The organism is Pantoea sp. (assembly GCF_032114055.1).
In the GTDB taxonomy this organism is placed as follows: Bacteria; Pseudomonadota; Gammaproteobacteria; order Enterobacterales; family Enterobacteriaceae; genus Pantoea.
In genome coordinates, this window is record NZ_DAMCTB010000003.1 from 45,286 (window position 1) to 70,868 (window position 25,583).

The 25,583-nt window shown below is 58.5% G+C and carries 21 protein-coding genes; 10 read left to right on the top strand and 11 right to left on the bottom strand.

Features of this window, described 5'->3' with window-relative positions:
- Positions 1 to 42: 42 nt before the first annotated feature.
- Positions 43 to 450: a DUF2946 domain-containing protein gene (locus tag RT657_RS06750; protein ID WP_313653292.1), complete on the bottom strand. Its 408-nt coding sequence runs from the start codon at positions 448 to 450 to the stop codon at positions 43 to 45.
- Between the two features lie 220 nt (positions 451 to 670).
- Between RT657_RS06750 and RT657_RS06755 the strand changes: the two genes are divergently transcribed.
- Positions 671 to 1,609 (top strand): D-2-hydroxyacid dehydrogenase, encoded by a 939-nt coding sequence (locus RT657_RS06755; protein ID WP_313653293.1) that lies wholly within the window; start codon positions 671 to 673, stop codon positions 1,607 to 1,609.
- Positions 1,610 to 1,965: 356 nt separating this feature from the next.
- A complete protein-coding gene (locus tag RT657_RS06760) occupies positions 1,966 to 2,847 on the top strand; it encodes an Rpn family recombination-promoting nuclease/putative transposase (protein ID WP_313653294.1) in 882 nt (293 codons plus the stop codon).
- Positions 2,848 to 2,982: 135 nt separating this feature from the next.
- Here the strand turns inward: RT657_RS06760 and glsB are convergent, their stop codons facing one another.
- The 4 genes from glsB to RT657_RS06780 all read right to left on the bottom strand — a co-directional run bounded on the left by glsB (position 2,983) and on the right by RT657_RS06780 (position 5,808).
- Positions 2,983 to 3,903 carry a glutaminase B gene (gene glsB / locus RT657_RS06765; RefSeq protein ID WP_313653295.1) on the bottom strand — a complete coding sequence of 307 codons (921 nt, stop codon included), beginning with the start codon at positions 3,901 to 3,903 and terminating at the stop codon, positions 2,983 to 2,985.
- An 83-nt stretch (positions 3,904 to 3,986) separates the two neighbouring features.
- Positions 3,987 to 5,186: an MFS transporter gene (locus tag RT657_RS06770; protein WP_313653296.1), complete on the bottom strand. Its 1,200-nt coding sequence runs from the start codon at positions 5,184 to 5,186 to the stop codon at positions 3,987 to 3,989.
- A gap of 174 nt (positions 5,187 to 5,360) precedes the next feature.
- Complete coding sequence (locus tag RT657_RS06775; protein WP_313653298.1) at positions 5,361 to 5,531, bottom strand: hypothetical protein; 171 nt, start codon at positions 5,529 to 5,531, stop codon at positions 5,361 to 5,363.
- Between the two features lie 103 nt (positions 5,532 to 5,634).
- On the bottom strand, positions 5,635 to 5,808 hold the full coding sequence (locus RT657_RS06780) for a GhoT/OrtT family toxin (protein ID WP_009093071.1): 174 nt from the start codon (positions 5,806 to 5,808) through the stop codon (positions 5,635 to 5,637).
- A 564-nt stretch (positions 5,809 to 6,372) separates the two neighbouring features.
- On the opposite strand from RT657_RS06780, the gene RT657_RS06785 reads away from it, so the two are divergent.
- The 3 genes from RT657_RS06785 to RT657_RS06795 all read left to right on the top strand — a co-directional run bounded on the left by RT657_RS06785 (position 6,373) and on the right by RT657_RS06795 (position 9,273).
- Complete coding sequence (locus RT657_RS06785; RefSeq protein WP_313653300.1) at positions 6,373 to 8,010, top strand: dihydroxyacetone kinase subunit DhaK; 1,638 nt, start codon at positions 6,373 to 6,375, stop codon at positions 8,008 to 8,010.
- Between the two features lie 305 nt (positions 8,011 to 8,315).
- Positions 8,316 to 8,864 (top strand): YbhB/YbcL family Raf kinase inhibitor-like protein, encoded by a 549-nt coding sequence (locus RT657_RS06790; RefSeq protein WP_313653302.1) that lies wholly within the window; start codon positions 8,316 to 8,318, stop codon positions 8,862 to 8,864.
- Between the two features lie 127 nt (positions 8,865 to 8,991).
- Positions 8,992 to 9,273 carry a hypothetical protein gene (locus tag RT657_RS06795; RefSeq protein WP_313653303.1) on the top strand — a complete coding sequence of 94 codons (282 nt, stop codon included), beginning with the start codon at positions 8,992 to 8,994 and terminating at the stop codon, positions 9,271 to 9,273.
- 321 nt (positions 9,274 to 9,594) lie between these two features.
- On the opposite strand, the gene proP is transcribed toward RT657_RS06795, so the two are convergent.
- A complete protein-coding gene (proP, locus tag RT657_RS06800; protein ID WP_313653305.1) occupies positions 9,595 to 11,061 on the bottom strand; it encodes a glycine betaine/L-proline transporter ProP in 1,467 nt (488 codons plus the stop codon).
- Positions 11,062 to 11,695: 634 nt separating this feature from the next.
- On the opposite strand from proP, the gene RT657_RS06805 reads away from it, so the two are divergent.
- Entirely contained in the window at positions 11,696 to 12,292 is a 597-nt protein-coding gene (locus RT657_RS06805; RefSeq protein WP_313653306.1) for an NAD(P)H-dependent oxidoreductase, read from the top strand.
- The gene (locus RT657_RS06810; protein ID WP_313653307.1) at positions 12,289 to 12,900 is read left to right on the top strand and encodes a TetR/AcrR family transcriptional regulator; all 612 of its coding nucleotides are present in this window, start codon (positions 12,289 to 12,291) and stop codon (positions 12,898 to 12,900) included. Before RT657_RS06805 ends, RT657_RS06810 begins: the two co-directional genes overlap by 4 nt.
- An 81-nt stretch (positions 12,901 to 12,981) precedes the next feature.
- On the opposite strand, the gene malG is transcribed toward RT657_RS06810, so the two are convergent.
- The 3 genes from malG to malE all read right to left on the bottom strand — a co-directional run bounded on the left by malG (position 12,982) and on the right by malE (position 16,747).
- Complete coding sequence (gene malG / locus RT657_RS06815) at positions 12,982 to 13,872, bottom strand: maltose ABC transporter permease MalG (protein ID WP_313653308.1); 891 nt, start codon at positions 13,870 to 13,872, stop codon at positions 12,982 to 12,984.
- Positions 13,873 to 13,973: 101 nt separating this feature from the next.
- On the bottom strand, positions 13,974 to 15,497 hold the full coding sequence (gene malF, locus RT657_RS06820) for a maltose ABC transporter permease MalF (protein ID WP_313653309.1): 1,524 nt from the start codon (positions 15,495 to 15,497) through the stop codon (positions 13,974 to 13,976).
- Between the two features lie 59 nt (positions 15,498 to 15,556).
- Positions 15,557 to 16,747 carry a maltose/maltodextrin ABC transporter substrate-binding protein MalE gene (gene malE, locus RT657_RS06825; protein WP_313653312.1) on the bottom strand — a complete coding sequence of 397 codons (1,191 nt, stop codon included), beginning with the start codon at positions 16,745 to 16,747 and terminating at the stop codon, positions 15,557 to 15,559.
- A 362-nt stretch (positions 16,748 to 17,109) separates the two neighbouring features.
- Between malE and malK the strand changes: the two genes are divergently transcribed.
- The 3 genes from malK to malM all read left to right on the top strand — a co-directional run bounded on the left by malK (position 17,110) and on the right by malM (position 20,561).
- Entirely contained in the window at positions 17,110 to 18,219 is a 1,110-nt protein-coding gene (malK, locus tag RT657_RS06830; RefSeq protein WP_313653314.1) for a maltose/maltodextrin ABC transporter ATP-binding protein MalK, read from the top strand.
- A 42-nt stretch (positions 18,220 to 18,261) separates the two neighbouring features.
- Positions 18,262 to 19,563 (top strand): maltoporin, encoded by a 1,302-nt coding sequence (locus RT657_RS06835; RefSeq protein ID WP_313653315.1) that lies wholly within the window; start codon positions 18,262 to 18,264, stop codon positions 19,561 to 19,563.
- 104 nt (positions 19,564 to 19,667) lie between these two features.
- Positions 19,668 to 20,561: a maltose operon protein MalM gene (malM, locus tag RT657_RS06840; protein WP_313653316.1), complete on the top strand. Its 894-nt coding sequence runs from the start codon at positions 19,668 to 19,670 to the stop codon at positions 20,559 to 20,561.
- Between the two features lie 361 nt (positions 20,562 to 20,922).
- Here malM and malQ read toward each other — a convergent pair whose 3' ends face one another.
- Both malQ and malP read right to left on the bottom strand, forming a co-directional pair.
- A complete protein-coding gene (gene malQ / locus RT657_RS06845) occupies positions 20,923 to 22,998 on the bottom strand; it encodes a 4-alpha-glucanotransferase (protein ID WP_313653317.1) in 2,076 nt (691 codons plus the stop codon).
- A gap of 8 nt (positions 22,999 to 23,006) precedes the next feature.
- Complete coding sequence (gene malP / locus RT657_RS06850; protein ID WP_313653318.1) at positions 23,007 to 25,409, bottom strand: maltodextrin phosphorylase; 2,403 nt, start codon at positions 25,407 to 25,409, stop codon at positions 23,007 to 23,009.
- Positions 25,410 to 25,583 lie beyond the last annotated feature (174 nt).

Genomic DNA, 25,583 nt, shown 5'->3' on the forward strand with positions numbered 1-25,583 from the left:
AGATAAAGGCGATTAGGTGACATCGTCACTTAATCGAATCATTCAGCGGTGAGTGTGACGTAAAAAGGGCGGTGCACGCGGCCTGTTCAGGCGCCATTGCCGCCGCCGCCGTGGCACTGCGACTGCCGGGGCAGGCGGTGCGCGGCTGATCAGGCACATCCACCAGATAAAGGGGATAAAGACCCAGAGCATCAGCGGCACATGGACCAGCAGATCGCAGTAGCCGCAGGCAAATCCCATATCGCTCATTGCAGGGTTCATAGCCGACATCTCGCTGGGATGATGCATCATCGGCATCTCTGCGCTCATGGCGGAGATACCCGGCATGTGCGCCATCATGGCGTGATGCTCGGCGAGATTTTTCGAGATTATCGGCGCAACAAACAACAGCAGCACGGCCAGTATCGCAATACAGGCAGTGAGGCGTTGTCTGAGTGAAGATCTCGGCATTATTTCAGTGAACGTAACAGGAGCAGAATTCAGGGCGGCAGTGTAACGCGAAGGGGATTAAAGCGTTAAATAAAGTGGCTTCAGATGCGAAAAAATTCGCACTCTTTGAACATATTCACTTTAATTTCAGCATCATTTAACTTAATCATTACCCGGTAAATACATACAAGTAACATGAAGGCGCTGGCTGTATTTAACCGAAATGCATAAAGGACGAAAGATGAAAATTGTAATGCTGGATGGTGAAACCATCCCTCTCTCTCTGCTCACCGAGCAGATAGAGGCCGACTGGAAAATTCGTCCGCAGACCTCGGCGAATGACGTGGTCCCGGCGCTGACTGGCGCGACGGTAGCGATCACCAACAAGGTGGCGCTGCGGGCAGAGACGCTGGAAAAACTACCTGAGCTGCGCTTCATCTGTGTGGCTGCCACCGGCTATGACTGTATTGACCTCGACGCCTGTCGCGCGCGCGGTATTCTGGTCAGTAATGTGCCGGGTTATTCCACGCAGAGCGTCTCCGAATCCGTGATTGCCGCGATTTTTGCCCTGCGCCGTCAGTTGATGGCATACGCCCTGAACACCCGCATCGACTGGCCGCAGGCTACCCATTTCTGCCTGCATCGTCAGCCGATTCTGGATATCGCGGGCGCAACGCTGGGGATCGTCGGGAAAGGCGATATTGGCCAGGCGGTCGGACAGCTGGCGCAGGCGCTGGGCTTGCAGGTGCAGTACGCCGAGCGCAAAGGCAGCGACCGGATACGCGAAGGTTACGTCAGCTTTGAACAGATGCTGGCGACCAGCGACATCATCTCACTCCACTGTCCGCTGAGCGAACAGACCCGCCAGCTGATTGATCGGGAAACACTGCGTCAGATGAAACCCCATGCGCAACTAATTAACACTGCACGCGGCGGACTGATCAACGAGCATGACCTTGCTGCGGCATTAAAGCAGGGAGTAATCGGCGGTGCGGCGCTGGATGTGCTGAGCAGCGAACCCCCGGCGGCGGACAATCCACTGCTGGCCGACCTGCCGACGCTGCTGCTGACGCCACACATCGCCTGGGCCAGCCGCAGCGGCGTGGAGAACCTGGTGTCGGGCGTCATGACAAATATCGCCGCTTTTATTCAGGGTCAGCCCGTGAACATCGTGAGCTGAGGCAGGCACTCAGATTCCGTATCGCCTGCCAGGGGCCAGAAAATACCCTGGCAGGTGTAAACCTGTCCCTTTGGCGTCACGCATGGCGCTCACGTCTGACTTAAATCTTCCGGCACGTCTCGTAATATTCAGCCAGACCCTTTTACCCTGCGGGTGAATCAGGCTATGAAGCAGAGAGCCTGGCCATACCAGGTCTGGTGACATGGACAACGCAGGCTGTGTTTACCGGTTTCCTGCCAGTTTAAACAGGCACATTCAGGGCGACGTAGTCGCCCTCGCCGTTTTACAAACTGACCCCGATGTCGCGTGGCCAGTAACACGCCGTTCAAAGAACTGCATGAAAAGGGATTTGGCTGATGAATAAAAGCGCGGGAACACCCACACCGCATGATGCGACCTTCCGGCAGTTTCTGACGCAGCCGGATATTGCCCACGACTTTATGACGCTGCATCTGCCGCCGGAGTTGCGGGAAATCTGTGACCTCAGCACGCTGAAACTGGAGTCGGGTTCCTTTGTCGAAGCGGATCTCCGGCACTATTTCAGTGATGTGCTCTACAGCCTGAAAACCACGACGGGCGAGGGCTACATTCATGTGCTGATTGAGCATCAGTCTGTGCCAGACAGGCACATGGCCTTTCGCTTAATGCGTTATGCCATTGCGGCCATGCAGCGCCATCTGGAAAGCGGCCACAAGAGACTGCCGCTGGTGATCCCCATGCTCTACTACGCAGGCCGCCGCTCACCTTACCCCTATTCTACCTGCTGGCTGGATGAGTTCAATGATGCCCGGCTGGCAGGCAGGCTCTATAGCCGCCATTTTCCACTGGTGGATGTGACGGTCATTCCGGATGATGAGATCATGCAACATCGCCGGATGGCCGCGCTGACCCTGTTACAGAAGCATATCCGTCAGCGGGATCTGGCAGAACTGATGGAGAGGCTGGTGCCTGTTTTGCTGAAAGGCTATCACTCTTCATCGCAGATAGTTTCGCTGGTACACTACATTGTACAGGCGGGCGAAACGGCTGACGCCGAAGCCTTTGTTCGTGAACTGGCACACCATGTGCCGCAACATGGAGATGCGCTGATGACTATCGCACAACAGCTTGAGCAAAAAGGCGAGCGTAAAGCCGCTCTGAGAATTGCCCTCGCGATGCTGCAGAACGGCGTGGAGCGTTCTGTCGTCCTGAAGCTGACCGGGCTGAAAGAGGAAGATTTAGCGCAGGTCAGGCACTAAGCTCATCGCAGAAACAGGGCGGTTATGACCGCCTCTGCCAGACTGGCAGGCTGCTGCCCGATCCGGTCATTGCCCACCCTATTGCTGATTGTTGCGGTTTGCTGGCGTGACGACGGCATGAGGCACAGGTCCGCCTCAGAATATTGAGCGGCCTAGCTTTTCGGTCAGTAACTCCAGCGCCGCGGTACCCGCCAGCGAGTTACCTGCGCTGTCCAGCCCCGGCGACCATACGGCAATGCTCATCTCGCCTGGAATGATGGCAATGATCCCCCCGCCGACCCCGGACTTCGCGGGCATGCCGACCCGCCACGCAAACTCCCCTGCGCCATCGTACATGCCGCTGGTGATCATCAGCGCATTGATCTGCCGCGCCTGACGCGGGGTAATCATCTCACTGCCATCCAGCGTCCGGCCCTGATTCGCCAGATAGATAAAGGTGCGCGCCAGCTCCACGCAGCTCATCGAGAGCGAGCAGTAGTGGAAATAGGTCTGCATCACGCTCGTGACATCGTTACCAAAATTCCCGAAAGACTTCATCAGCCAGGCTATCGCGGCATTGCGCGCAGAGTGCTCAAACTCCGAGCGGGCAACGTGGCGGTCGTAGTTGATATCGGGCTGCTGACTCAGTTGCCTGACGATCTCCAGCATCCGCTGACGCGGCGCGGTCAGGCGGGTTTCCAGCAGATCGCAAATCACCAGCGCACCGGCATTGATAAAGGGATTACGCGGCTTGCCCTGTTCCAGCTCCAGCTGCACCAGCGAATTAAAGGGCTGACCGGATGGCTCTTTACCAACCCGCTGCCAGATTTCGCTGTCGTCATAGCGTGTCAGCGCCACCGTCAGCGATAGCGCCTTGGAGATCGACTGAATAGAAAAGCGCGTTTCAGCATCGCCCGCCTGAAAGAGTGTGCCGTCCCGCAGACAGACTGCCATGGCGAGATGGTCAGGCGCCACATCCGCCAGGGCAGGAATGTAGTTCGCCACTTTCCCCTGATGAACCAGCGGACGCACCTGATCCAGCACCTCCTGCAGCAGAGCATTATTCAGTTCAGACACGCACCTTTCTCCTGTCGGTTATGGGCCGCCCGCGATGCGCAACAGCGAACGGCCTCTTATTAAGTATGAGCGGCGGGCCGCCCTTAGCTGATGGGTTTTGACTGCGCCGCCAGCGGTGCCAGCAGCATCTGTAGCAGGCTCAGCAGCGTCAGCATGCCAAAGGGCAGCGTCCAGCTTCCGCTCTGCTCATGCAGTACGCCGAAAAAGAGTGGTCCTAGCGCCGCCAGCGCATAGCCGACACACTGCGCCATGCCGGACAGCTGTGATGCCTGACGATGGCTGCCAGCGCGCAGGTTAAACAGCGAGAGGCAGAGCACCAGCGAGGCGCCAGCCCCCAGCCCGGCCAGCGTCAGCCAGACGATGGCCCACTGCGGATAGAGCAGTAAGCCGAGCAGGCCAAGAAAAATGCCGGAGGAGGCCACAAACGCGGTGATCCGGGCATCCTGTACCCGCTTCAGCGCCACCATACATCCCAGGTTAGCAACGATCGCGACTGCCTGATACCAGAACAGCAGCCAGCCCGCCTGTGCCTGGCTGAACCCCTTGTCCTGGGCAAACAGGCTGAACCAGTCAATCAGGGTATAAAAGGCCAGCGACTGCAGCGCCATAAACAGGGCGATTTGCCAGCCGCCCGCTGAGCGCCAGGGGTGGCGCTGCGGGATTGAGACCTCCGCAGCGGCGGAGTCAGGCTGACGCTTGCGCAACAGCGGCAGCCAGGCGAACAGCGCCACCAGCCCCGGCAGTGCCCAGACCACTAGCGAGAGCCGCCAGCCCGCTGCCGAGATCTGACTCAGCGGCACCGCGATGCCGGAGGCCAGGCTGGCAGTAATCGACATTGTGGCGGCATACAGGCCGATGTAGCGGGCGGTGTGCGCGGTAAAGTCGCGTTTGATCAGCGGAGGCAGCAGCACATTAGCGGCGGCGATGCCTGCGCTGAGCAGCAACGTGCCGCTCCAGAGCGCCGCTTCGGCCGGAAACCAGCGCAAAAGCGAACCGGCAGTTATCAGGCACAGCGCGCCCCATAAACAACGCATCAGGCCGACCCGGTTGCCCAGCCAGGCGGCTGGCGGCGCGAGCAGAGCGAACAGCATCAGCGGAATAAAGTTAAACAGACCGGCTTGCCCGGTGCTAAGCCCAAACGTCTGGCGGATATCCTGTAAAACCGGTCCGATGACGGTAATCGGCGCCCGCAGGTTAGCGGCGGTGAGAAGCAGAACGAACAAGAAAAAGGCGGCGCTGGAAAACGCAGCGTGAGGTCGGATGGCGTGCTGTTCGGGCATCATGGCAGGGATCATCACAGGCAGCAGTGCTGCGGGGGGCGTTGGTTAACGTTAACGCTTACGCATCAGAGTTGATGTCTGGGCGCTACTTTACTGACCGGCTTGCAGAGTGTAAAGCCTTGTTATGCGATGAAATAACGCGATGTCGATCCTGCAACAGGGCTCACAGAATAACAGCTAGTGAAATTCCGGTTCGGGAAAATGACCACAATCATTCTGACTGGTCGACGAACCTGGCTGACAGGTCTGCTGCCGGGTTTCAGCCGCCGGCACTGGCTTTTCGGCGTGCCACGGCGCACTGCAGGCACTGAGAAGGGAAACCAGCATCATCGCACTAAGAAGACGCATCACTGCTCCTTATCTACCCTCATGGGGAAAACCACGTCAGTGATTGCAGTATGCAGGTCAGGGACGTTTTACCTGAGTCTGGTCGAAAAGAGAGTTAAGTCAATTAAAACAGGGCAAACATCAGCGCCACGGGGAAGCTCATCGGCCATGTCGCGCCGACCAGGAAGGCACTCAGCAGTTTAATGCTCAGCTTATCTTTGGCGATGAAAAAGGTGATCAGCGTAGCGAACAGTGCAACAACGGCATAAAAAATCAGCATACCCTGGTACAGTGTCATTGTTCTCTCCGCAGTGTCAGTCAGGTTTTGCTGCGCATGATGCGGATTTTTGTGATCCAGATCAAGTGGGGCGGGGTTTAACATCTAAAGAAATCAGGTGGAAAGTGGGATAAAGCGTCGTGGTATGCTATCGCCGCTTTGGGCGATTTCAGTCTGAAATTGGGCGGCAAAATGCCTTTTCATCCTTTGTAGGACGGCGCAGCCGACGCCTGACTATCGCTGGCGAAATTGTTAACCCCTGAAAACGTAGAAACCCGTCTGTGAACGTATGGAGAAGCCTTGAATTCAGCGTACCCTCCCTGCTTCCCATTCGGGCCTGTATGCGTTGACACCGTTGCTGGCATCAGCCCGGCCGCCTCAGCCACTCTCCTTTTAGCTTCTGCGTAAAAGTGCTCAATTTGTGGTAAAGGACCTAAGAAAACCCTGGAGATCAGCAAAAAATGGCTGCTGCCAGATGCCGCTTAGCACATCTCATAAGAGACTCTCTGACCGCCGCTTTCTCACTCCCGGCTGAAGTGTGCAACACTGATTAATCACTTTCGACACGTCTATGAGGAAAAAGAGATGACACGATTCGTAATGAATAAAAAGGATGATCTCGTCGACAGCGCGTTAGACGGCATGATTTACGCCAGCCCGTGGCAAAACCTGGTCCGGCTGCAGGTCGATCCGCACATTCGCATCGTGATGCGTCGTGACTGGCAAAAGCAGCAGGTTGCCCTGATTTCCGGTGGCGGATCCGGCCATGAACCCGCCCACGTTGGCTTCATTGGCAAAGGGATGCTGACGGCGGCCGTATGTGGCGATGTGTTTGCCTCACCCAGTGTGGATGCCGTCTACAACGCCATCCTTCACCTTACCGGTGAGGCGGGATGCCTGCTGATTGTAAAAAACTACACCGGCGACAGGCTTAACTTCGGTCTGGCTGCCGAAAAAGCCCGCAAAGCGGGCTTCAGTGTCAACATGGTCATTGTGGGTGATGACGTGGCGTTGCCCGACAATCCTCAGCCGCGCGGCGTGGCGGGAACGCTGCTGGTACATAAAGTGGCAGGCTTTGCTGCGGAGCGCGGTGACGATCTGGCGGCGGTGACTGAGGCGGCTGAAGCTGCGAGTCGGTCCACTGCCACAATGGGTGTGGCGCTCTCCGGCTGTCATCTGCCGGATGAGGAGAGCAGTGAGCGTGTACCCGACGGCAGCGTTGAAATGGGGCTGGGGATCCATGGCGAGCCGGGCGTGGATGTTATGCAGACCCAGAACGCTCAGCAGCTTGTGCAACATCTGCTGGAGAAGGTGATGCCGGATAACGATCAGCGATGTGCGCTGCTGGTGAACAATCTTGGTGGCATGTCTGCACTGGAGATGAGCCTGATAACGCGTGAGCTGATCGCTTCGCCACGCAGCCAGCAGTGCGACTATCTGATTGGCCCGGCCCCACTGATGACCGCGCTGGATATGAAGGGCTTTTCCGTTACCTGTCTGACGCTGAACCCGCTCCTTGAAGAGGCGATCTGTGCGCCGGTTGAAGTCACCGGCTGGGTTAATGCGGTGAAGATCGTGCCGCTTGCCCCTGTTGTGGTCACCCGTGAGGCCAGCGCGCAGCCCGCGCAACCGTCCGATAATCCCAGGGTTGCAGCGATGGTGAATGCTATCTGCGATACCCTGATTGCCAGCGAAGGCGACCTGAACAGACTGGATGCTCAGGTCGGTGATGGCGACACCGGGTCCACTTTTGCAGTTGGTGCGCGCCAGATAAAGCGTGAATGTGCAGATCATCAACTGCCATTGGATGCCTTACCCGATCTGCTGGCGATTACCGGTGAACGCCTGGCAACAGTGATGGGTGGTTCCAGCGGCGTGCTGATGGCGATCTTTTTTACCGCTGCGGCTCAGCAACTGGCCGACGGGGACAGGCTGCCGGTGGCGTTGCAGCAGGGTCTGGATAAGATGAAACAGTATGGTGGCGCCCGACCGGGTGATCGCACGATGATCGATGCGCTGCAACCGGCTATAGAGGCGCTGGTAGCGGGTCAGTCACTGGCGGTAGCGGCAGAAGCTGCACAGCAGGGCAGTGACGCCACCGCCGGAATGGGTAAAGCCAGGGCGGGGCGATCATCTTACCTTAACAGTGCGAACCTCAACGGCGTACCGGATCCGGGCTCAGTCGCAGTTGCCCGGGTGTTTGCGGCATTAACGCAGCTCTGACTGTCAGGCCATCAGGACAGGGACGCCCGGCTCATCCGTTCCGCGACAGGCCAGAACCAGGTGTTTGCTGAATGTTTCAGCCTGAACCGCGGTGTCTCCCCGCACCGATCGTTTGTCCGCCGACCCGCACGGTTTTATGCAGATGGACGAGCAACTGAGCGCGACAACAATCATAGATTTGGCGTTTCCTCCTCAGGAAACAGAGGGGACGCCGGGCCAGCGGCACGAAAGCCGTTATAGTAAGCAGGCTGCGACGCAATCCGCCCGGACATGCCAGTCCGGGTTAATCTGATAAGGAGTGGCTGGTGAAAAAATTACTCTGCGCGACGATACTGGCCGTGTTGCCCGTGACCACACTGGCGGCATCGGTATTTACGCTGCAATCGAAAGACTTCAGTGACAATGCGCTACTGGATAAGAAGTTTGCCGGTGCCAATAAAAACAATCCTTCGTGTACCGGTGACAACGTTTCTCCAGAACTCAACTGGTCTGCCGTTCCCTCCGGCACCCGCAGCCTGGCGCTGCTGATGACCGATCCGGTCGGAGCGAAAGGGCTGGGTGTCACGCATCTGGTGGCTTACAACATCCCCGCCAGCCGCTCGTCATTTGCGCAGGGCGCGCTGACGCAGGGCAAAGGCTATAGCGGTGGCAAAAATAGTCCCGGCACGCTGCACTACTATGGGCCCTGTCCCCCGGCAGGAAGTGGCCTGCATCATTACAACTTCGTCCTGATCGCCACCGATCTGCCCGTGGGTCAGCTGAAAGCGGGCTTAACCCAGTCAGAGCTGATCTCACAGCTTAAAGGTCACGCACTGGGTGCGGCCAGTACGGTCGGCCGTTTCAGCAATGAGTAGCCGGGAGTGAGCCAGCAGAGGCAGTGGCCTGCCTCTTATCGCCTCAGACTGGACTGAACCGATCCCATATCTGCGACGCAATGTCATCGTTGCGCGTCTCCAGCGCAAAATCTCTACAGTCGGACAGTTGAGCCTCCGTCTGCGGATTATCACGCTGCCAGGCATCTGTGCCAGAAGAAATAAAGAAGGGGTTGTACATCGGGCACTGGACTTTATTAACGCCGAGGCCATCGGCGTGTGTGCGTCGCACCATTTCTGGCAAACCGATCGGGACGTGAAAACCTGGTCAGCCCAGGCGGGGCTGGCCGAAGGTTCGCTGTCACAGGCCGCCCGGCAGTCAGGCCAGCTTATTCGTAACAGCGTACAGCGGCAGAAAGCATGGACTGGCAGGCGCGGAATGATGGGCTGAATCAGGCCGCCAGCCATCTGCAGTTACGTGCAGAGCAGGTGAATTTATGCGGAGCAGAGTGCGATGCAGCGACTGGGTCAGGCAGCGAAGCAGGCTGCGCAGCTGCGGGCGCAGGAGGATTTCAGCAAAGTGCGCGCCTGCAAACATCCGGCCTGCATGCTCTGATTTTACGATCGCACTTAAACGCGTCGCCGACGCTGTTACAGCAGGATGCTATGTAGCAATCGGGTGAAAGTAGTGCGCTTCCGGCAGTTAAATCCAGCTACCCATAAAGCCGTTAAGCGATAAAAAAACACCCTGCAGAGCAGGGTGTCAGGAGACTTATTTTGCCGGTGTGGCGGCTGGCTTGTTGCGCTTGCGCAGCTTGTCGATTAGACGGTGCGCCTCCGCTTTAGTCGCCACCGCCGGAGATGAACCGGTCAGCGGCTGGCGGGCTGTCTCACGCACCGTGAGAATGGTCAGCAGACCAATAATGCCCGCACCCATCATGTAATAGGCTGGCATCATGGTATTTTTGGTGGTATCCACCAGCCAGGCGGTGATCAGCGGTGTCGTTCCGCCAAACAGTGACACCGAGAGGTTGAAGCCGATAGCCAGAGCGCTGTAACGGATATCGGTGGTAAACAGCGCAGGCAGCGTCGACGGCATGGTGCCGCTGAAGCAGGTGTGCAGCACGCCCAGAATCAGCAGGCCACCAAAGACCGCCCACATATTCCCGGAACCGATGAGCATAAAGCTTGGGATAGCCAGCAGGATCAGACCGACAGCACCGAAACCGATAACCGGACGACGGCCGATGCGGTCGGTCCAGCGGCCCCACAGCAGCGTCAGTGGCATCATCACAAACATGGCGACCATCACCAGCAGCAGACCGCTCAGCTCGGGCAGACCCAGCACGCCGGTCAGGTAGCTCGGCATGTAAGAGGTCAGCATGTAGTTGGAGACGTTAAACAGCAGCACCAGGCCAATACATTTCAGCATCGGCGCCCGATATTTGCTCAACATCTGCATCAGCGTCAGACGCGGTTTGCTCTGCTCCAGCGCCTCCTGCTTTTCCATGTGCTGCTGGAAGGCCGGGGTCTCTTCCAGTTTCAGCCGCACATAGAGTCCGAACAGGCCCAGCGGCGCGGCGATAAAGAACGGCACGCGCCAGCCCCAGGACATCATCGCCTCATTTGACATCAGGGTCGTCATGGCGGTTACCAGGCTGGCACCCAGCAGGTAGCCGCCGATTGTGCCGAACTCCAGAAAGCTACCCATAAAGCCACGGCGTTTATCGGTGGAGTATTCCGCGATAAAGGTTGCTGCACCGCCATATTCACCGCCAGTAGAAAAGCCCTGCACCAGGCGCGCCACCAGCAGCAGAATCGGAGCCATGATGCCAATGGATGAATAGGCCGGGATTAGCCCGATACAGAAGGTCCCGATCGACATCATGACCATCGTCATTGCCAGCACTTTCTGTCGGCCAATACGGTCGCCCAGCGGACCAAAGACCAGGCCACCTATCGGGCGTACCAGGAAGGCGGCCGCAAACGTACCAAAGGTGGCAATCAGCTGCACCGCGTTGTTAGCGTCGGGGAAAAAGACTTTACCGATAATGACGGCGAGATAGCTGTAGACACCAAAATCGAACCATTCCATTGCATTACCTAATGCCGCCGCGCCAACCGCACGTTTGAGCATGTCATTGTCAATAACGGTAATGTCATCCACAGTCAGCTCTTTAGGCTTCCTGTTCCAGAAATGTTTCTTAGGGTTTTCAGACGATGAGTTTCTGGTGTTCATATTCTCCTCAGGTGCATCAGTAAAGGAGTCTTATAGCTTTCGCAGCCGCAAACAGTGTTCAGAAACAGTGGAAAAGAAAGCTATAAGAAGCCAAAAAAATGTAAGTGAAGCGGCAGAAACCGCAGCCGCTAAACCATAGACCACGAATGTAAGGTTTTGCAAGTTTTTAGCCTGAAAGACTAACTCTGATGGAAAACCCAGCAGGCTATGCTGATTCTGATTGATATTTATGCTGAAAAAAGCTGGCTGACTAAGACGCTCGTTATGCGTCGAGGCATAGCCCGGATTCCCTGTAGTGACGCCGTCACTATTTCGCGGCTGGCTGACTGAGTAAGCAGAGCTACCTGCCGGTGATGGCTGATTGGCCCGTCTGGCCCGTTCGCGGGCTTATCGCTGCTGATCCTCCGTGAGTGTTGAATGCCAGCAATGCTTTCTGCTCTGGCCGGAATGCGGCTCCAGAAGGGCCGGTTAAACCGGCCGCTACGTCTCCTTTCCCTCAGTGAGGATACACACCGACCTGCCACGCATTGACAGTAAATGCGGTTTGCGGCTCTTACTAAAGCCACCGGTTGCTAACCTACGGTTAGTAACTTACCTTTAGTAACTTAATGGTGAATCAGATAAGGTGACGACGATGCAGGCATTACTGGTGACTTCTCATCCTCATTATGAGGCGCATACCCATCGCGTGGCGGACCAGCTGGCGCAGGGGATTAGGGCAACCGGGCAGCATACCGTGGAACGGGCCGATCTGGCGGCTGAGGGCTTTGATCCCCGTTTTACCCCTGACGACCATCACCGCTTTAACGGCGAAGCTGTCGTTCCCGCCGATGTGCTGGCGGAACAACAGCGTCTCGACAGGGCGAATGCACTGGTGCTGGTCTATCCCGTTTACTGGTGGTCTTTCCCGGCACAGCTGAAAGGCTGGATTGACCGGGTCTTTATTCAGGGCTGGGCCTTTACCGAACAGGAGGGCCGGATCGTGAAACGGCTTGGGCATCTTCCGGTGCATCTGATTGCGATTGGCGCGGCGGACACGCGGACTTATCTTCGGCGCGGCTATTTTGCCAGTATGCGAAACCAGATCGAGCAGGGCATCTTCAATTATTGCGGTGCGCCCGTCGTCACCAGTGAACTGTTACTGACGGGTGATGAGGGGTATCCTGAGTCCCATTACCGGCTGGCCCGGCAACTGGGCCAGCGAATTTTTAGCCCGCAGGAAACCCGATGACCGATGAAAAACCGACCCGTAAACGCCTCTCCCGCGAGGCCCGGCGCAGACAGTTAGCCGATGTCGCATGGCAGATCATGCGGGCTGAAGGGAGTGAGGCGCTGACGCTGGCACGGGTTGGCGAAGCGGCAGGCGTCAGTAAGCCAGTGGTTTACGATCACTTCACCACCCGACATGGACTGCTGGCCGCGCTGTATGACGATTTCGATCGCCGTCAGACCAGACGGATGGAGGCTGCCATGGAGGCCGCGCCTGTGCACGTGCAGCGGAAAGCGGACGTGCTGGCGGCCTGTTATGTGGATTGCGTGATGACGGAGGGCAGGGAGATCCCTGACCTGCTCTCCGCCCTCAGCACCTCGCCGGAACTGGCTGCGGCCAGGCGCCACTATCAGCGCGATTTTATCCGCCGCTGTCAGCACTGGTTTGCACCTTTTACCGGCAGCGAAGGGATCCCGGAAGCCAGAATGTGGGGCTTGCTGGGGGCCGCGGATGGCATCGCGGGCGCGGTGGCGCGGGGTGATATTGCGAAAGCAGAAGGTCAGCAGGCGCTGACAGCCCTGATCGTGGCGCTGGTCGCGGGCGGTGATCAGCCGGAAAACTGTGAATGAAAAAAGGCGGCCCGCAGGCCGCCGAAACATTCAACCACAACAGAGGTTGTGTAAGCAGTGGCAACGCACAATGATGATCGTTTAGCCTTTCACCCCGCCGGCGGTTAATCCACTTACCAGCCAGCGCTGTGCCAGCAGGAAGACCAGGGTGATCGGAATCGCGGAGAGCACAGCCGCCGCGGCAAAGTCGCCCCACAGATAGTTCTGCGGATTGAGATACTGCTGCATCCCGACCGCCAGCGTGTAGCTGTTGACATCGCGCAGCAGCAGCGAGGCAACCGGCACCTCCGTCACCGCGGCGATAAAGGCCAGAATAAATACTACGGCCAGAATCGGCACTGACAGCGGCAGCAGCACCAGCCGGAATGCCTGCCACGGCGTCGCACCATCCAGCGCGGCGGCCTCTTCCAGCGATCCATCGATCGTTTCGAAATAGCCCTTAATCGTCCAGACATGCAGCGCGATACCGCCCAGATAGGCGAAGATTACGCCACCGTGTGTATTCAGCCCGATAAAAGGCAGATACTGGCCCAGGCGGTCAAACAGGGCATAGAGCGCCACCAGCGACAGCACTGCCGGGAACATCTGAAAGATCAGCATTCCTTTCAGCAGGCTGGCACGGCCGGCAAAGCGCATCCTGGCGAAAGCGTAGGCGCAGGTGGTGGAGAGCGCCACAATACCCAGCGCGCTGATGGCGGCAATCTTGACGGAGTTCCACAACCAGAGCAGCACCGGAAAGGGCGGCGGCGTGACGCGCCCGTCTGCATGCTCCACGCTGAAGCCCAGCGCCAGCCGCCAGTGCTCCCAGGAAATCTGTTCCGGTATCAGGCTGCCGGTAGCGAAGTTACCGGCACGCAGCGAAATCGCGATCACCATCAGCAGCGGAAACAGAATTGCTGCGATAAACAACAGCAACAGCAGGTGCGTCAGCAGCAGACGCAGCCGTTGCGATTTAGGTTGGACCATTGCCATAAGCACTCCTCATCGCCCGATCGCCCGGGCTCTCTTGTTGGTCAGCACCTGGCAGCGCAAACCCGTTTACTGGCCGGCATTGCGCCTGCCGGGCCAGATATTTAGTCGAACTTCATCCGCGAGGCTTTCAGGTTAATCACCGCCAGCGCCCCTACCAGCAGGAAGATCAGGGTGGCGATGGCCGCCGCCAGACCAAAGTCCTGCCCGCCGCCGCCTTCGAAGGCAATACGCCAGGTGTAGTTCACCAGCAGGTCGGTATACCCGGCCGGGGTGGTGGTACCCAGACGATCCGGCCCGCCATTGGTCAGCAGCTGCACCAGCACAAAGTTGTTAAAGTTAAAGGCGAAGCTGGCGATCATCAGTGGCATCAGCGGCTTCAGCAGCAGCGGCAATGTAATCAGGAAGAAGTTCTGCAGCGGACCTGCGCCATCCATCGCCGAGGCTTCGTAGAGATCGTCTGGAATGGCCTTCAGCAGCCCCATGCAGAGGATCATCATGTAGGGGTAGCCCAGCCAGGTATTGACGATGATCAGCATGGTGCGCGCCAGCGTCGGATCGCTGAACCAGGCGGGCTTCACGCCAAAAAGCGCACTGAGCATCACGTTGATCTCACCAAAGCTCTGGTTAAACAGCCCTTTGAAAATCAGGATCGAAATAAACGCAGGGACGGCATAGGGCAGGATCAGCATGACCCGATAGATCGCCTTACCGCGGAGTGCCTCCCACTGCACCAGACAGGCCAGCACCATTCCCACGGCGACCGTCAGGACCACGGTGATCAGTGAGAAGAAGAGCGTCCAGCCAAATATCGCCAGAAACGGCTTCTGTATGCCTTCGTCGGTGAAGACCCGCACAAAGTTTTTCCAGCCTGTGTTAACGGTGAAGCCAGGGCTTAAGGTTTCGTTGCCCCAGTTGTTCTGCGCATCCACCGCCTGGTAGAAGCCCGTCGCTGGATTGGCCCGGTAGTGCGTACCGGTTTGCTGATTGATGAGTTCATTCTCTGCGTCGATCCGATAGAGCGGCTGGGTGCCCGAGAACTGGCGCAGTGAACTCATGCGCAAGGTGCGGCCATCCGGCAGCATGGCCTGAATCTGGCTCAGTGCCTGACGGTGAGTGGTAATGACTCTCAGGGTTGCGCGCTCACCCGCAGGCTGCGGGGCGGGCGTCATTTTCAGCGTCTGCTCCGTGCCGAACTGAAACGGCGGCGAAAGATAGTGCTCACTGCCGTCACTCAGCGCCAGCTGCCAGCGTTCGCCCGCCGGAAAGAGCGAGAAACTGACCGCTTCGCCCGACTGAAAGGATCGGCTCAGCAACACCTGCTGCGCCCGCTCGAACGTAAGCTGGTTGCTGCTGCTGTAGTTGGTAAAGGCAATGGCGATGGTGCAGGCGAGCGGAAACAGCACAAACAGCGCCATGCCCGCCACACCCGGATAGACATAGCGCCACGCATAGGCGCGACGATTGGCATAAATCCACAGGCCCAGCGCGCTGAGGATCAGCGTCAGCAGCGCAAACAGATATTCACCCTGCGCGTACATCAGCACCAGCAGATAGCCGACCAGCAGACAGCCGATCCCGATGAGAACGCTCTTAAGCAGACGGCGCGTTTTCGGTTTTCCTGACATGATGCGGTTTTCCTTAACGGTCACTCAGGCCGGGCATGAGCCCGGCTGCAAATGGGAAGTTACTTTTTCAGGCGGGCCTGGGCATCTTTCAGCGCCGCATCGACGCTCTGACGACCGCCCAGCGCGTTCAGAGTGGCAGTGCGCATGGCGTACCAGAAAGCGGCCATCTGCGGAATGTTCGGCATGATGTCACCCTGCTGGGCGTTGCTCATGGTGGCGGCGATGCGTGAATCCTTCTCCAGCGTCTGCTGGAACGATTTCAGCGCGACGGCACCCAAGGGTTTATCTTTGTTAACCGCATCCAGTCCGGCGTCGGTCAGCAGATAGTTTTCCAGGAACTCTTTCGCCAGCTCTTTGTTGGGGCTGGCTGCGTTGATCCCGGCGCTCAGCACGCCAACAAAGGCTTTCGACGGCTGACCTTTCAGCGTCGGCAGCGCCGTAACGCCATAATCGATACCACTCTTGTCGAGGTTGCCCCAGGCCCAGGGACCGTTGATCGTCATGGCGGTTTCGCCTTTATTAAAGGCGGCCTCGGCGATGGAATAGTCGGTGTCAGCATTCAGCACTTTGGCTTTGACCTGATCGACCAGGAATTGCATGCCCGCTTTCGCACCGGCATTGTCCACCCCGACATCCTTCACATCGTAGTGTCCATCCTTCAGCTTGAATGCGTAGGCGCCGCCAGCAGCCAGCAGTGGCCAGGTGAAGTAGGGCTCCTGCAGGTTGAACATGATGGCGCTTTTGCCCTTAGCCCGGAGCTGTTTGTCGAGCGCGGCTATCTCTTCCCAGGTTTTTGGCGCGTCCGGCAGCAGTTTTTTGTTATAGATCAGGGATAACGATTCCACCGAGATCGGATAGCCAATCAGCTTACCGTCGAAGCGCACGGCGTCCCAGGTGAAGGGGAAAATCTTCTCGCGGAAGCTGGCGTCCGGCGTAATTTCCGCCAGCAGACCCGACTGCGCATAGCCGCCAAAGCGATCGTGTGCCCAGAAGATGATGTCCGGGCCATCACCGGTCGCCGCCACCTGCGGATACTTCTCTTCCATCTTGTCAGGATGCTCGACCGTCACTTTGATACCGGTCTCCTGCTCAAATTTCTTGCCCACTTCAGCCAGGCCGTTGTAGCCCTTGTCACCGTTGATCCAGATGACCAGTTTACCTTCCTCAATTTTTGCCAGGGCACTTGCCGAAAAGAGCACGGCAGAGAGGGCAGAGAGGGCCAGAATTTTTGCTCCGGTTTTCATCGTCATAAATCCATCCTGTTTGCGGAAGTGGTGAATACGCTACCGGCATCATTGTGCGCATCCGCCAGGGCTTCTCATCCTCCCCGCCTCTACGCCCCGCAGGCGATCGCTGTGATCGCGCTGGCAAAAAGCCCGCCAGGCGCGCGCTGAAGCGGTAAAAAATGATGCAGGTCTGCGCTGGCGATCACAAAAAAGCGTGCCGCCGTACGGTGTAACGATTTCGTCCGCGTTTCTCCTCCTCCCGTCTCCTCCCCCAGCAGATTACCGGGCGGCGGAGGATGTTACCGATTGTTTCCCCTCGCATAGTAGGCCCCGGAACCCGTCTGCCGCTAAGCAGACACGAATGAGCAGCTAAGAGGGAAGGGATCATGGCGAGCGTTGTGCTACGCAATGTCACAAAAGCCTGGGGCGATACGGTGGTATCGAAAGATATCGATCTCACTATCGGCGAAGGGGAATTTGTTGTTTTTGTAGGCCCATCGGGCTGTGGCAAATCGACGCTGCTGCGCATGATTGCCGGACTGGAAACCATCACACGCGGCGAGCTGTTAATCGGCGACCGCCGTATGAATGAGGTGCCGCCTGCCGAACGCGGTATCGGCATGGTGTTTCAGTCCTATGCACTTTATCCGCATCTGTCAGTGGCGGAGAACATGTCGTTTGGACTCAAACTGGCGGGCGTAAAGAAAGCCGAGATTCAGCAACGGGTGAATCAGGTGGCAGAGATCCTGCAACTGGCACACCTGCTGGATCGCCGGCCCAAAGCCCTGTCGGGCGGGCAGCGTCAGCGCGTAGCGATTGGCCGCACGCTGGTGGCCGAGCCGCGCGTCTTCCTGCTGGATGAACCGCTGTCGAATCTCGACGCGGCGCTGCGCGTCCAGATGCGGATTGAGATCTCCCGCCTGCACAAGCGCCTGAAACGCACCATGATCTACGTGACCCACGATCAGATTGAAGCGATGACGCTGGCTGACAAGATCGTGGTGCTGGACGCCGGACGCATCGCGCAGGTCGGCAAGCCACTTGAACTCTATCACTATCCCGCGAATCGCTTTGTCGCCGGATTTATCGGCTCACCCAAAATGAATTTCCTGCCGGTCAAAGTGACCGCCACCGCCATCGACCAGGTGCAGGTGCGGCTGCCTAATCAGCAACTGGTCTGGCTGCCGGTTGACAGTGCCGGTGTGCAGGTGGGCAGCAATATGTCGCTCGGCATCCGGCCGGAACATCTGCTCTCCAGCGATATCGCCGACGTCACCCTTGAGGGTGAGGTGCAGGTGGTGGAACAGCTGGGGCATGAAACACAAATCCACATCGAAATTCCCGCTATCCGTCAGAACCTGGTCTACCGCCAGGAGGACGTCGTGCTGGTAAAAGAGGGCACCATCCTCGGTATTGGCCTGCCGCCCGAACGTTGTCACCTGTTCCGCGAGGACGGGAGTGCGTGTCGCAGGCTCTATCAGGAGCCGGGTGTATAGCCCTGCCAAAACAATAAAAGCAATGACCTCAGGAGATAGAAAATGTTAACTCTGCGCAAACTTCCCCTTGCCGTTGCCGTCGCGGCAGGAATCCTTTCCGCCCCGACGATGGCGGTCGATTTTACCGGCTATGCCCGTTCCGGCATCGGCTGGACCGGCAGCGGTGGTGAACAGCAATGTTTCCAGGCGACCGGCGCTCAAAGTAAATACCGTCTGGGCAACGAGTGCGAAACCTATGCCGAACTGAAATTAGGTCAGGAAGTGTGGAAAGAGGGCGATAAGAGCTTCTATTTCGATACCAACGTGGCCTACTCCGTGGCGCAGCAGAATGACTGGGAAGCGACCTCGCCCGCTTTCCGTGAAGCCAACGTTAAAGGTAAAAACCTGATCGACGCACTGCCAGGCTCAACCATCTGGGCCGGTAAACGCTTCTACCAGCGTCATGACGTGCACATGATCGACTTCTACTACTGGGATATCTCAGGTCCCGGTGCCGGTCTGGAAGATGTGGATCTCGGCTTTGGTAAGCTCTCTTTCGCTGCGACCCGCTCTTCTGAAGCGGGCGGCTCCTACACCTTCTCCAGCGATCGTATCCGTGATTTTGCCACCAGCACTGCCAATGATGTGTTTGATGTCCGCCTGGCAGGACTGGAAACCAACCCGGATGGTGTGCTGGAGCTGGGGGTTGACTATGGCCGGGCCAACGCACGGGATGGATACCGTATCGAAGATGGCGCGTCGAAGGATGGCTGGATGTTCACCGCTGAACATACCCAGAGCATGCTGAAGGGCTACAACAAGTTTGTGCTGCAGTATGCCACCGATGCGATGACCTCGCAGGGCAAAGGCCTGCCGCAGGGCACCAGTCTGAACAACAACGGCGATATGTACCGCGTACTTGACCATGGTGCCATCTCACTGGCCGAACGCTGGGATCTGATGTATGTCGCGATGTACCAGAACATCGATCTGGACAACAACCGTGGTACTCAGTGGTACACCGTGGGGGTACGCCCGATGTACAAATGGACCCCCATCATGAGCACCCTGCTGGAGCTGGGCTACGACAACGTGAAGTCGCAGCAGGCGAATGAGCGCAACGGCCAGTACAAAGTGACGCTGGCGCAGCAGTGGCAGGCGGGTGACAGCATCTGGTCACGTCCGGCACTGCGTCTGTTCGCGACCTACGCCAAATGGGATGAGAAGTGGGGCTACAACAAAGACAGCGCCGGCGATCTCACCACCTTCGCCTCGGCTGACAGCAGCGGCAACGGCATCCTGACCAACAGCCGTGGTAAAGATGACGAAGTCACTTTCGGTGCGCAGATGGAAATCTGGTGGTAAGCCAGCCTCTGTTCTGACAGGCGCAACCCTGCGCCTGATGGATCACTTTGGTTGCGGTGTGCCATTGCCTGGCTCACGCCGCAGCCTGCAATAAGGTATGCATAATGAAAATGAAAAAACTGGCTGCGCTCTGCCTGAGTGCGGCGTTACTGACGGGATCCGCGCTGCCCGCGCTGGCAGAAATCAATCTGGTGCCACAGGATCTTTCATCTGCGCCCGCTGTCCCGCCTGAAAATCTTCAGCGGCTAAGCTGGCAGCCTCTCGCGGCCGCGCAAACACAGACCACAAAACTGGCGAACAGCGGACAGACGCTGAATGCGCCGCATATTGCCGGGCCGGTGGCGGCCTATAGTCTGCCTGCCAACATTGGCGAACTGACCCTGACGCTGAGCAGTGAAGTGGCTAACGGTCAGGTCTTTGCCCCTAATGTGCTGGTGCTGGACGAAAACATGCGTCCAGCAGCCTGGTTCCCGAGCCGTTACTTTACTTATCAGAAACCGGGCGTAATGGCGGCCGATCGGCTGGAAGGCGTGATGAAACTGACCCCCGCGCTGGGGCAGCAGAAAATTTATCTGCTGGTGTTCACTACCGACAGCGATCTGACACAGACCACGACCTTACTCGACCCGGCTAAAGCCTATGCGCAGGGCACGGGCCATGCCGTACCGGATATTCCCGATCCCATCGCCAGCCATAGCCGTGAAGGGACAATTAAGCTGAAAATGCAGACAAGTTCCGGTTCATCCATCCTGGTCGGCCCGCTGTTTGGTTCGTCCGGCCCGAGCGCCGTCACCGTCGGCAACACCGCCGCGCCTGCGGCAAAAGCGCATGCGGAACCGATCATGCACGACACCGAGCGTTACTTTAATCAGCAGATCACACAGGCGGTCAACAGCGGCAATATCGATAAGGCGCTGAAACTGCTGGATGAAGCCGAGCGAGTGGGTTCCACTTCCGCACGGCGAACCTTTATCAGTAGTGTTAAAGGCAAGGGGTGAAGCGGCCCCGATACTATTGATGTTGTTCCATCTGGTGCGCCCCGGCGCACCTTTTTTTTGCCCGCAAAGATAATAAAGAGTCTGGGTTTAACCGATCTGTCTGAGTCCCTGAGCATGGGCTGTGGAGTGAGGGGGGGCAGGATAAAACCGGGGAGACACCGCCCGGAAAGGGATCCCGGCGACAGAGGCGGACGTTACCGCGCGTCGGCCCTGACGAAAATGTTGTTAAGGGGAAAGCAGGGGCCGGCACGGTGGCCAGACATATACTGCCGTGTGGGCCATCCCTGGCCCGGATTAGCCGATTACCGGAAGGTCAGACCTGAGGTGGAAGTGGCCCGGTATCCGGGCACGCAATCCATCATTAAAGCCGGCCATACCGCTTACGTCGTGTCGTCAGATCCCGCAACAGCGAATGCGTTTCGGGATCGCTGAACATCTCCTCAATCGTCACGCTCAGTTTTCGCCGCCAGTTCGGATATTCATCGCTGGTGCCGGGAATGTTGACCGGTGAGGCCATATCCAGCCAGTCTTCCGGTTGCAGCCCCAGCAGGGCGCTCTGGCTGTCAGCCAGATAACGCTGCATCGCCCGATTCAGCCCTTTACTCATCCCGGTACGACGTGCATCGCGTCCGGCCCGTTTTGGCAGCGCGCCGACCCGATGCAGACTGTTCAGCAACGCCTGTTTTGCCCGCAGGCGATCCTGAAAGAGCCCCGCCAGCACGACTTTATCCGGATAGAGACAGAGCTGTGCGCCAGTGGTCAGGTCATCACTCTGCCACCAGCCGCGCAGAGTGGGCAGATCGTGGGTGGTGGCGACGGCCATCGCCTGTCGCGGCCAGTTCGCGGGCGCGCGGAAGCCCGCGTCGCTGCTCTGTTCAAACCAGAGCACTTTGTAAGAGTAAACTCCGCCATCGCGCAGCTTATCGACAATCGCCTCCGGCACGGTGCCGAGGTCTTCGCCAATGACCATGCAGCGATGACGCTGACTTTCCAGCGCCAGAATCGCCAGCAGGTCGTCAATGGGATAGTGTACGTAGGCACCGTGCATCGCGCTTTCACCGGCCGGGATCCACCATAGCCGCATCAGCGCCATCACATGGTCAATGCGCAGCGCGCCGCAGTGACGCATGTTGGCGCGCAGCAGGGCGATCCACGGCTCCCAGGCGCGCTGGCGCATCACCTGCGGATCCATCGGCGGCAACCCCCAATCCTGGCCACGCGGACCGAGGATATCGGGCGGTGCGCCGATGCTGGCTTCCAGGCAGTAGAGATCGCGTTCGCTCCAGGTTTCTGCACCACCGCGTGCCACGCCGACAGCCAGGTCACGATAGAGTCCGGGTATCATCTGCTGCTGCTGGCAGTCGTGCCAGCAGTCAGCGAATTGTTGCGCTGCCAGCCACTGTAACCAGAGCCAGAAACGAACCTCATCCTCATGCTCCCGTTGAAATTGCTGCACTGCCGGACTGCCCGGCCTCTGCAACGCTTCCGGCCAGACCGGCCAACCCCAGCGCTGGCTGTCCTGCGCCATCTGGTCGGCATGCAGTGCATCAAACAGCGCCTGATGTTGCAGGCTTTCGCCCCCGTCGCGGATGAACGTGTTAAACGCCTGCACATCGGGGTCGGTTGCAGCACGCTGAGTGAACTGCGGCCACGCCAGACGCAACGCAGCCAGCTTCAGCCGGGTGACTGCGGCATAATCGACCCACGCCGCAGCACGTGCCTCTGCCAGCGCCTGCTGCGTGTCCGGTTGCGCCCACCAGGCCTGTGCGGCGGGGCTCTGGCGGAAGTCTGTCACGGCGTTCACATCGATATAGAGAACGTTAAGCCAGCGGCGGGAAGAGGGGCTGTAAGGGCTGGCACTCTCCGGGCTGGAGGGAAACAGCGCATGAATCGGATTCAGGCCGATAAAGGCGCCGCCACGCGCAGCGACCTCCGGCAGCATCCGGCGCAGGTCGCCAAAATCGCCGATGCCCCAGTTCTCCGCAGAACGCAGCGTGTAGAGCTGGACGCAGGCACCCCATAGTGATTCGCCTGCCAGCAGCGCGGGGGGTTCATAGCAGCGGGCCGGGGCGATGATGATCCGGCATGACCACTGCTGCGCGTCCTGCTGCAGCGTCAGCTGATGATAGCCTTCGGGCAGCGGCGGCAGATGCAGAGGCTGCCCGGGCTGGCAGCGCCCGGAACTGATCCCGCCCGCCTCGCAGGTGAGATGCCAGTGGGCATCCCCCTGTAACTGAGGCGACAGGTTCAGTGAATCGCCGCTGCGAAAAATCACTACCGGCGGCAGCGGCGTGCCGGGCTGGCCTGGTGGCTGCATCACCGCCAGCAGACGCTGGCGGGTTTGGGCCGGGATCGCCTGAGGCTTGCCGTGCGCATTAACATACTCAGCGGCGATACCCGCCCGTGAGAAAGCATCCAGCATAGAATCTGTCTTCATAGCGTTCCTTAGCGTTTTGCCTGCCAGATGCGCTGCTGATAATCGCGGATGGCGCGATCGGAGCTGAACATGCCACAGCGGGCAGTATTGAGGATGGTCGCGCGCGTCCAGGCGTCCGGTTCGCTCCACAGCGCCTCAACCTGCGCTTGGGCGGCCAGATAGGGCTGGAAGTCAGCCAGCACCAGATAGGGATCGCCGCCCTCCGGACCGAGACTGTGCAGCATCGCGTCAAAGGCGCTGAGGTCGCCCTGGCTGAAGGTGCCATCTTCCAGCGCCTGCAGCACCTGATTAAGCTGCTTGTCTTTGCTGCGCCACTGCGCCGGGTCGTAGCCGCTCTCTTTCAGCGCCACCACCTGCTCTACGGTATGGCCAAAGATGAAGATGTTTTCACTGCCCACCTGCTCGGCAATTTCGACGTTCGCGCCATCGAGTGTGCCGATGGTCAGTGCGCCGTTCAGCGCCAGCTTCATATTGCCGGTGCCGGAGGCCTCTTTTCCGGCGGTGGAGATCTGCTCGGAGAGATCGGCGGCCGGAATCAGCCGCTCAGCGACGGAGACGTTGTAGTCGGGAATGAACACCACTTTTAAGCGGTCGTTTGTGCGCGGATCCTGATTGATCACCTCTGCCACTTTGTTGATGGCATAGATGATATTTTTCGCCAGGGCATAACCCGGCGCGGCTTTGGCACCAAACAGCACCACACGCGGCACGCGATTAGCCTGTGGATCGGTCACCAGCGTCTGCCAGAGCGCGATGATGTGCAGCAGGCTCAGATGCTGACGTTTGTATTCATGCAGGCGTTTGATCTGCACATCAAACAGCGCGGCAGGGTCGATTACGATGCCGGTGCGTTGTTTAACCCACTCCACCAGCGTCGCTTTATTCTGCTGCTTGATAGCGCGGTATTCGGCGCGGAAGGCGGCGTCGTCCGCAAGGGCTTCCAGTCCCTGTAGCGCCGTCAGATCGCTGAGCCAGGGCTTTTGCAACGTGCGGGTGATCAGCGCACTCAGCGCCGGGTTACACTGATTAATCCAGCGGCGCGGGGTAATACCGTTGGTAACGTTATGAAATTTCTCCGGCCACAGCTGGTGATATTCCGGAAAGAGATCCTGCACCACCAGCTTTGAATGCAGCGCCGCCACGCCGTTGACCGCGAAGCCGCTGGTGACGCAAAGGTTAGCCATCCGCAGCTGGTTGTTGTGGACCAGCGCCAGTTTTGCCCATTTCGTCTCATCATCCGGCCAGCGCGCCAGCACGGTGGTTTTCAGCTGCGCATTGAGCGTATTAATAATCATGATATGGCGCGGCAGCAGGCTGCGCACCAGCCGCACATCCCAGCACTCCAGCGCTTCAGGCATCAGCGTGTGATTGGTGTAGGCAAAGGTCTGCTGGGTGATCTGCCATGCGCGATCCCAGCTCAGCTGATGCTCGTCCAGCAGCAGACGCATCAGCTCGGGGATGGCCAGCGTCGGATGAGTATCATTCAGCTGAATCACTTCATGATCGGGCAGGGATTCGATGCTGCGCCCGGCCTGATGATGGCGGCGCAGGATGTCAGCCAGCGCACAGGCACACTGAAAATATTGCTGCATCAGCCGCAGTTTCTTACCGTTCTGATGGTTGTCATTGGGATAGAGCACCTTAGTGAGTTTTTCCGCATCAATGCCCTGTTGCTCCGCCCGCAGAAAGTCACCGTCATTGAAGCGGCCGAGGTTAAAGGGCTGCGCATGTTTCGCCTGCCACAGGCGCAGCGGCTGGCTGAGGCCATTCTGATACCCGACAACCGGCAGGTCCCAGGCTTCGCCCACCAGTTCAAACGCCGGCTGCCACTGCGTCTGGCCCGCCTGAGTCACGACTTTGCCGCCCAGCCCGACCCGCACATTCAGCGCGGCATTGTGGTTAAACCAGGGGTAGCTGTCACGCTGCCACTCATCCGGCGCCTCGATCTGCGCGCCCGCTTCGAAGTGCTGACGGAACAGCCCGTACTGATAGTTCAGGCCATAGCCGGTTGCTGGCTGGCCCACATTCGCCATCGAGTCGAGAAAGCAGGCCGCCAGTCGGCCCAGACCGCCGTTGCCCAGTGCCGGATCGGTCTCATTTTCCAGTACGTCGCTCAGTGAAATGTTCCAGGTGGAAAGCGCCTCATTGACCGCATCATACCAGCCCAGATTCAGCAGGTTATTGCCGGTCAGACGGCCAATCAAAAACTCCATCGACAGATAGTTCACATGGCGCAGCGTGGATGGGGGAGTGTGAACCGGCCGGGCCGCCAGCATATCGGCGAGCGCCCCGCTGAGTGCCTGCCACCACTGTGCCGGGGTCATCTCCTGCGCATCGCGCAGACCAAAGCGCTGCCACTGGCGGGTCAGGGCAGCATGAAACTGAGTCGGATTAAAATCGGGCTGTGTCATTGCAGACATCCTTAATAACGGAAAAAGGTCAGTGTGGTGACAGTTTGCCCGGCTGAAAAACGCGCTTCCTCCTCCTGCAGAGAATAAGCGCAGGAGGATGGGGAGGGTGGAGAGGATGAGGCTTTTCCTAAATCGTTTGAGGAGTGTGATAAGGGACGCTTTTGTAAAGTTTAA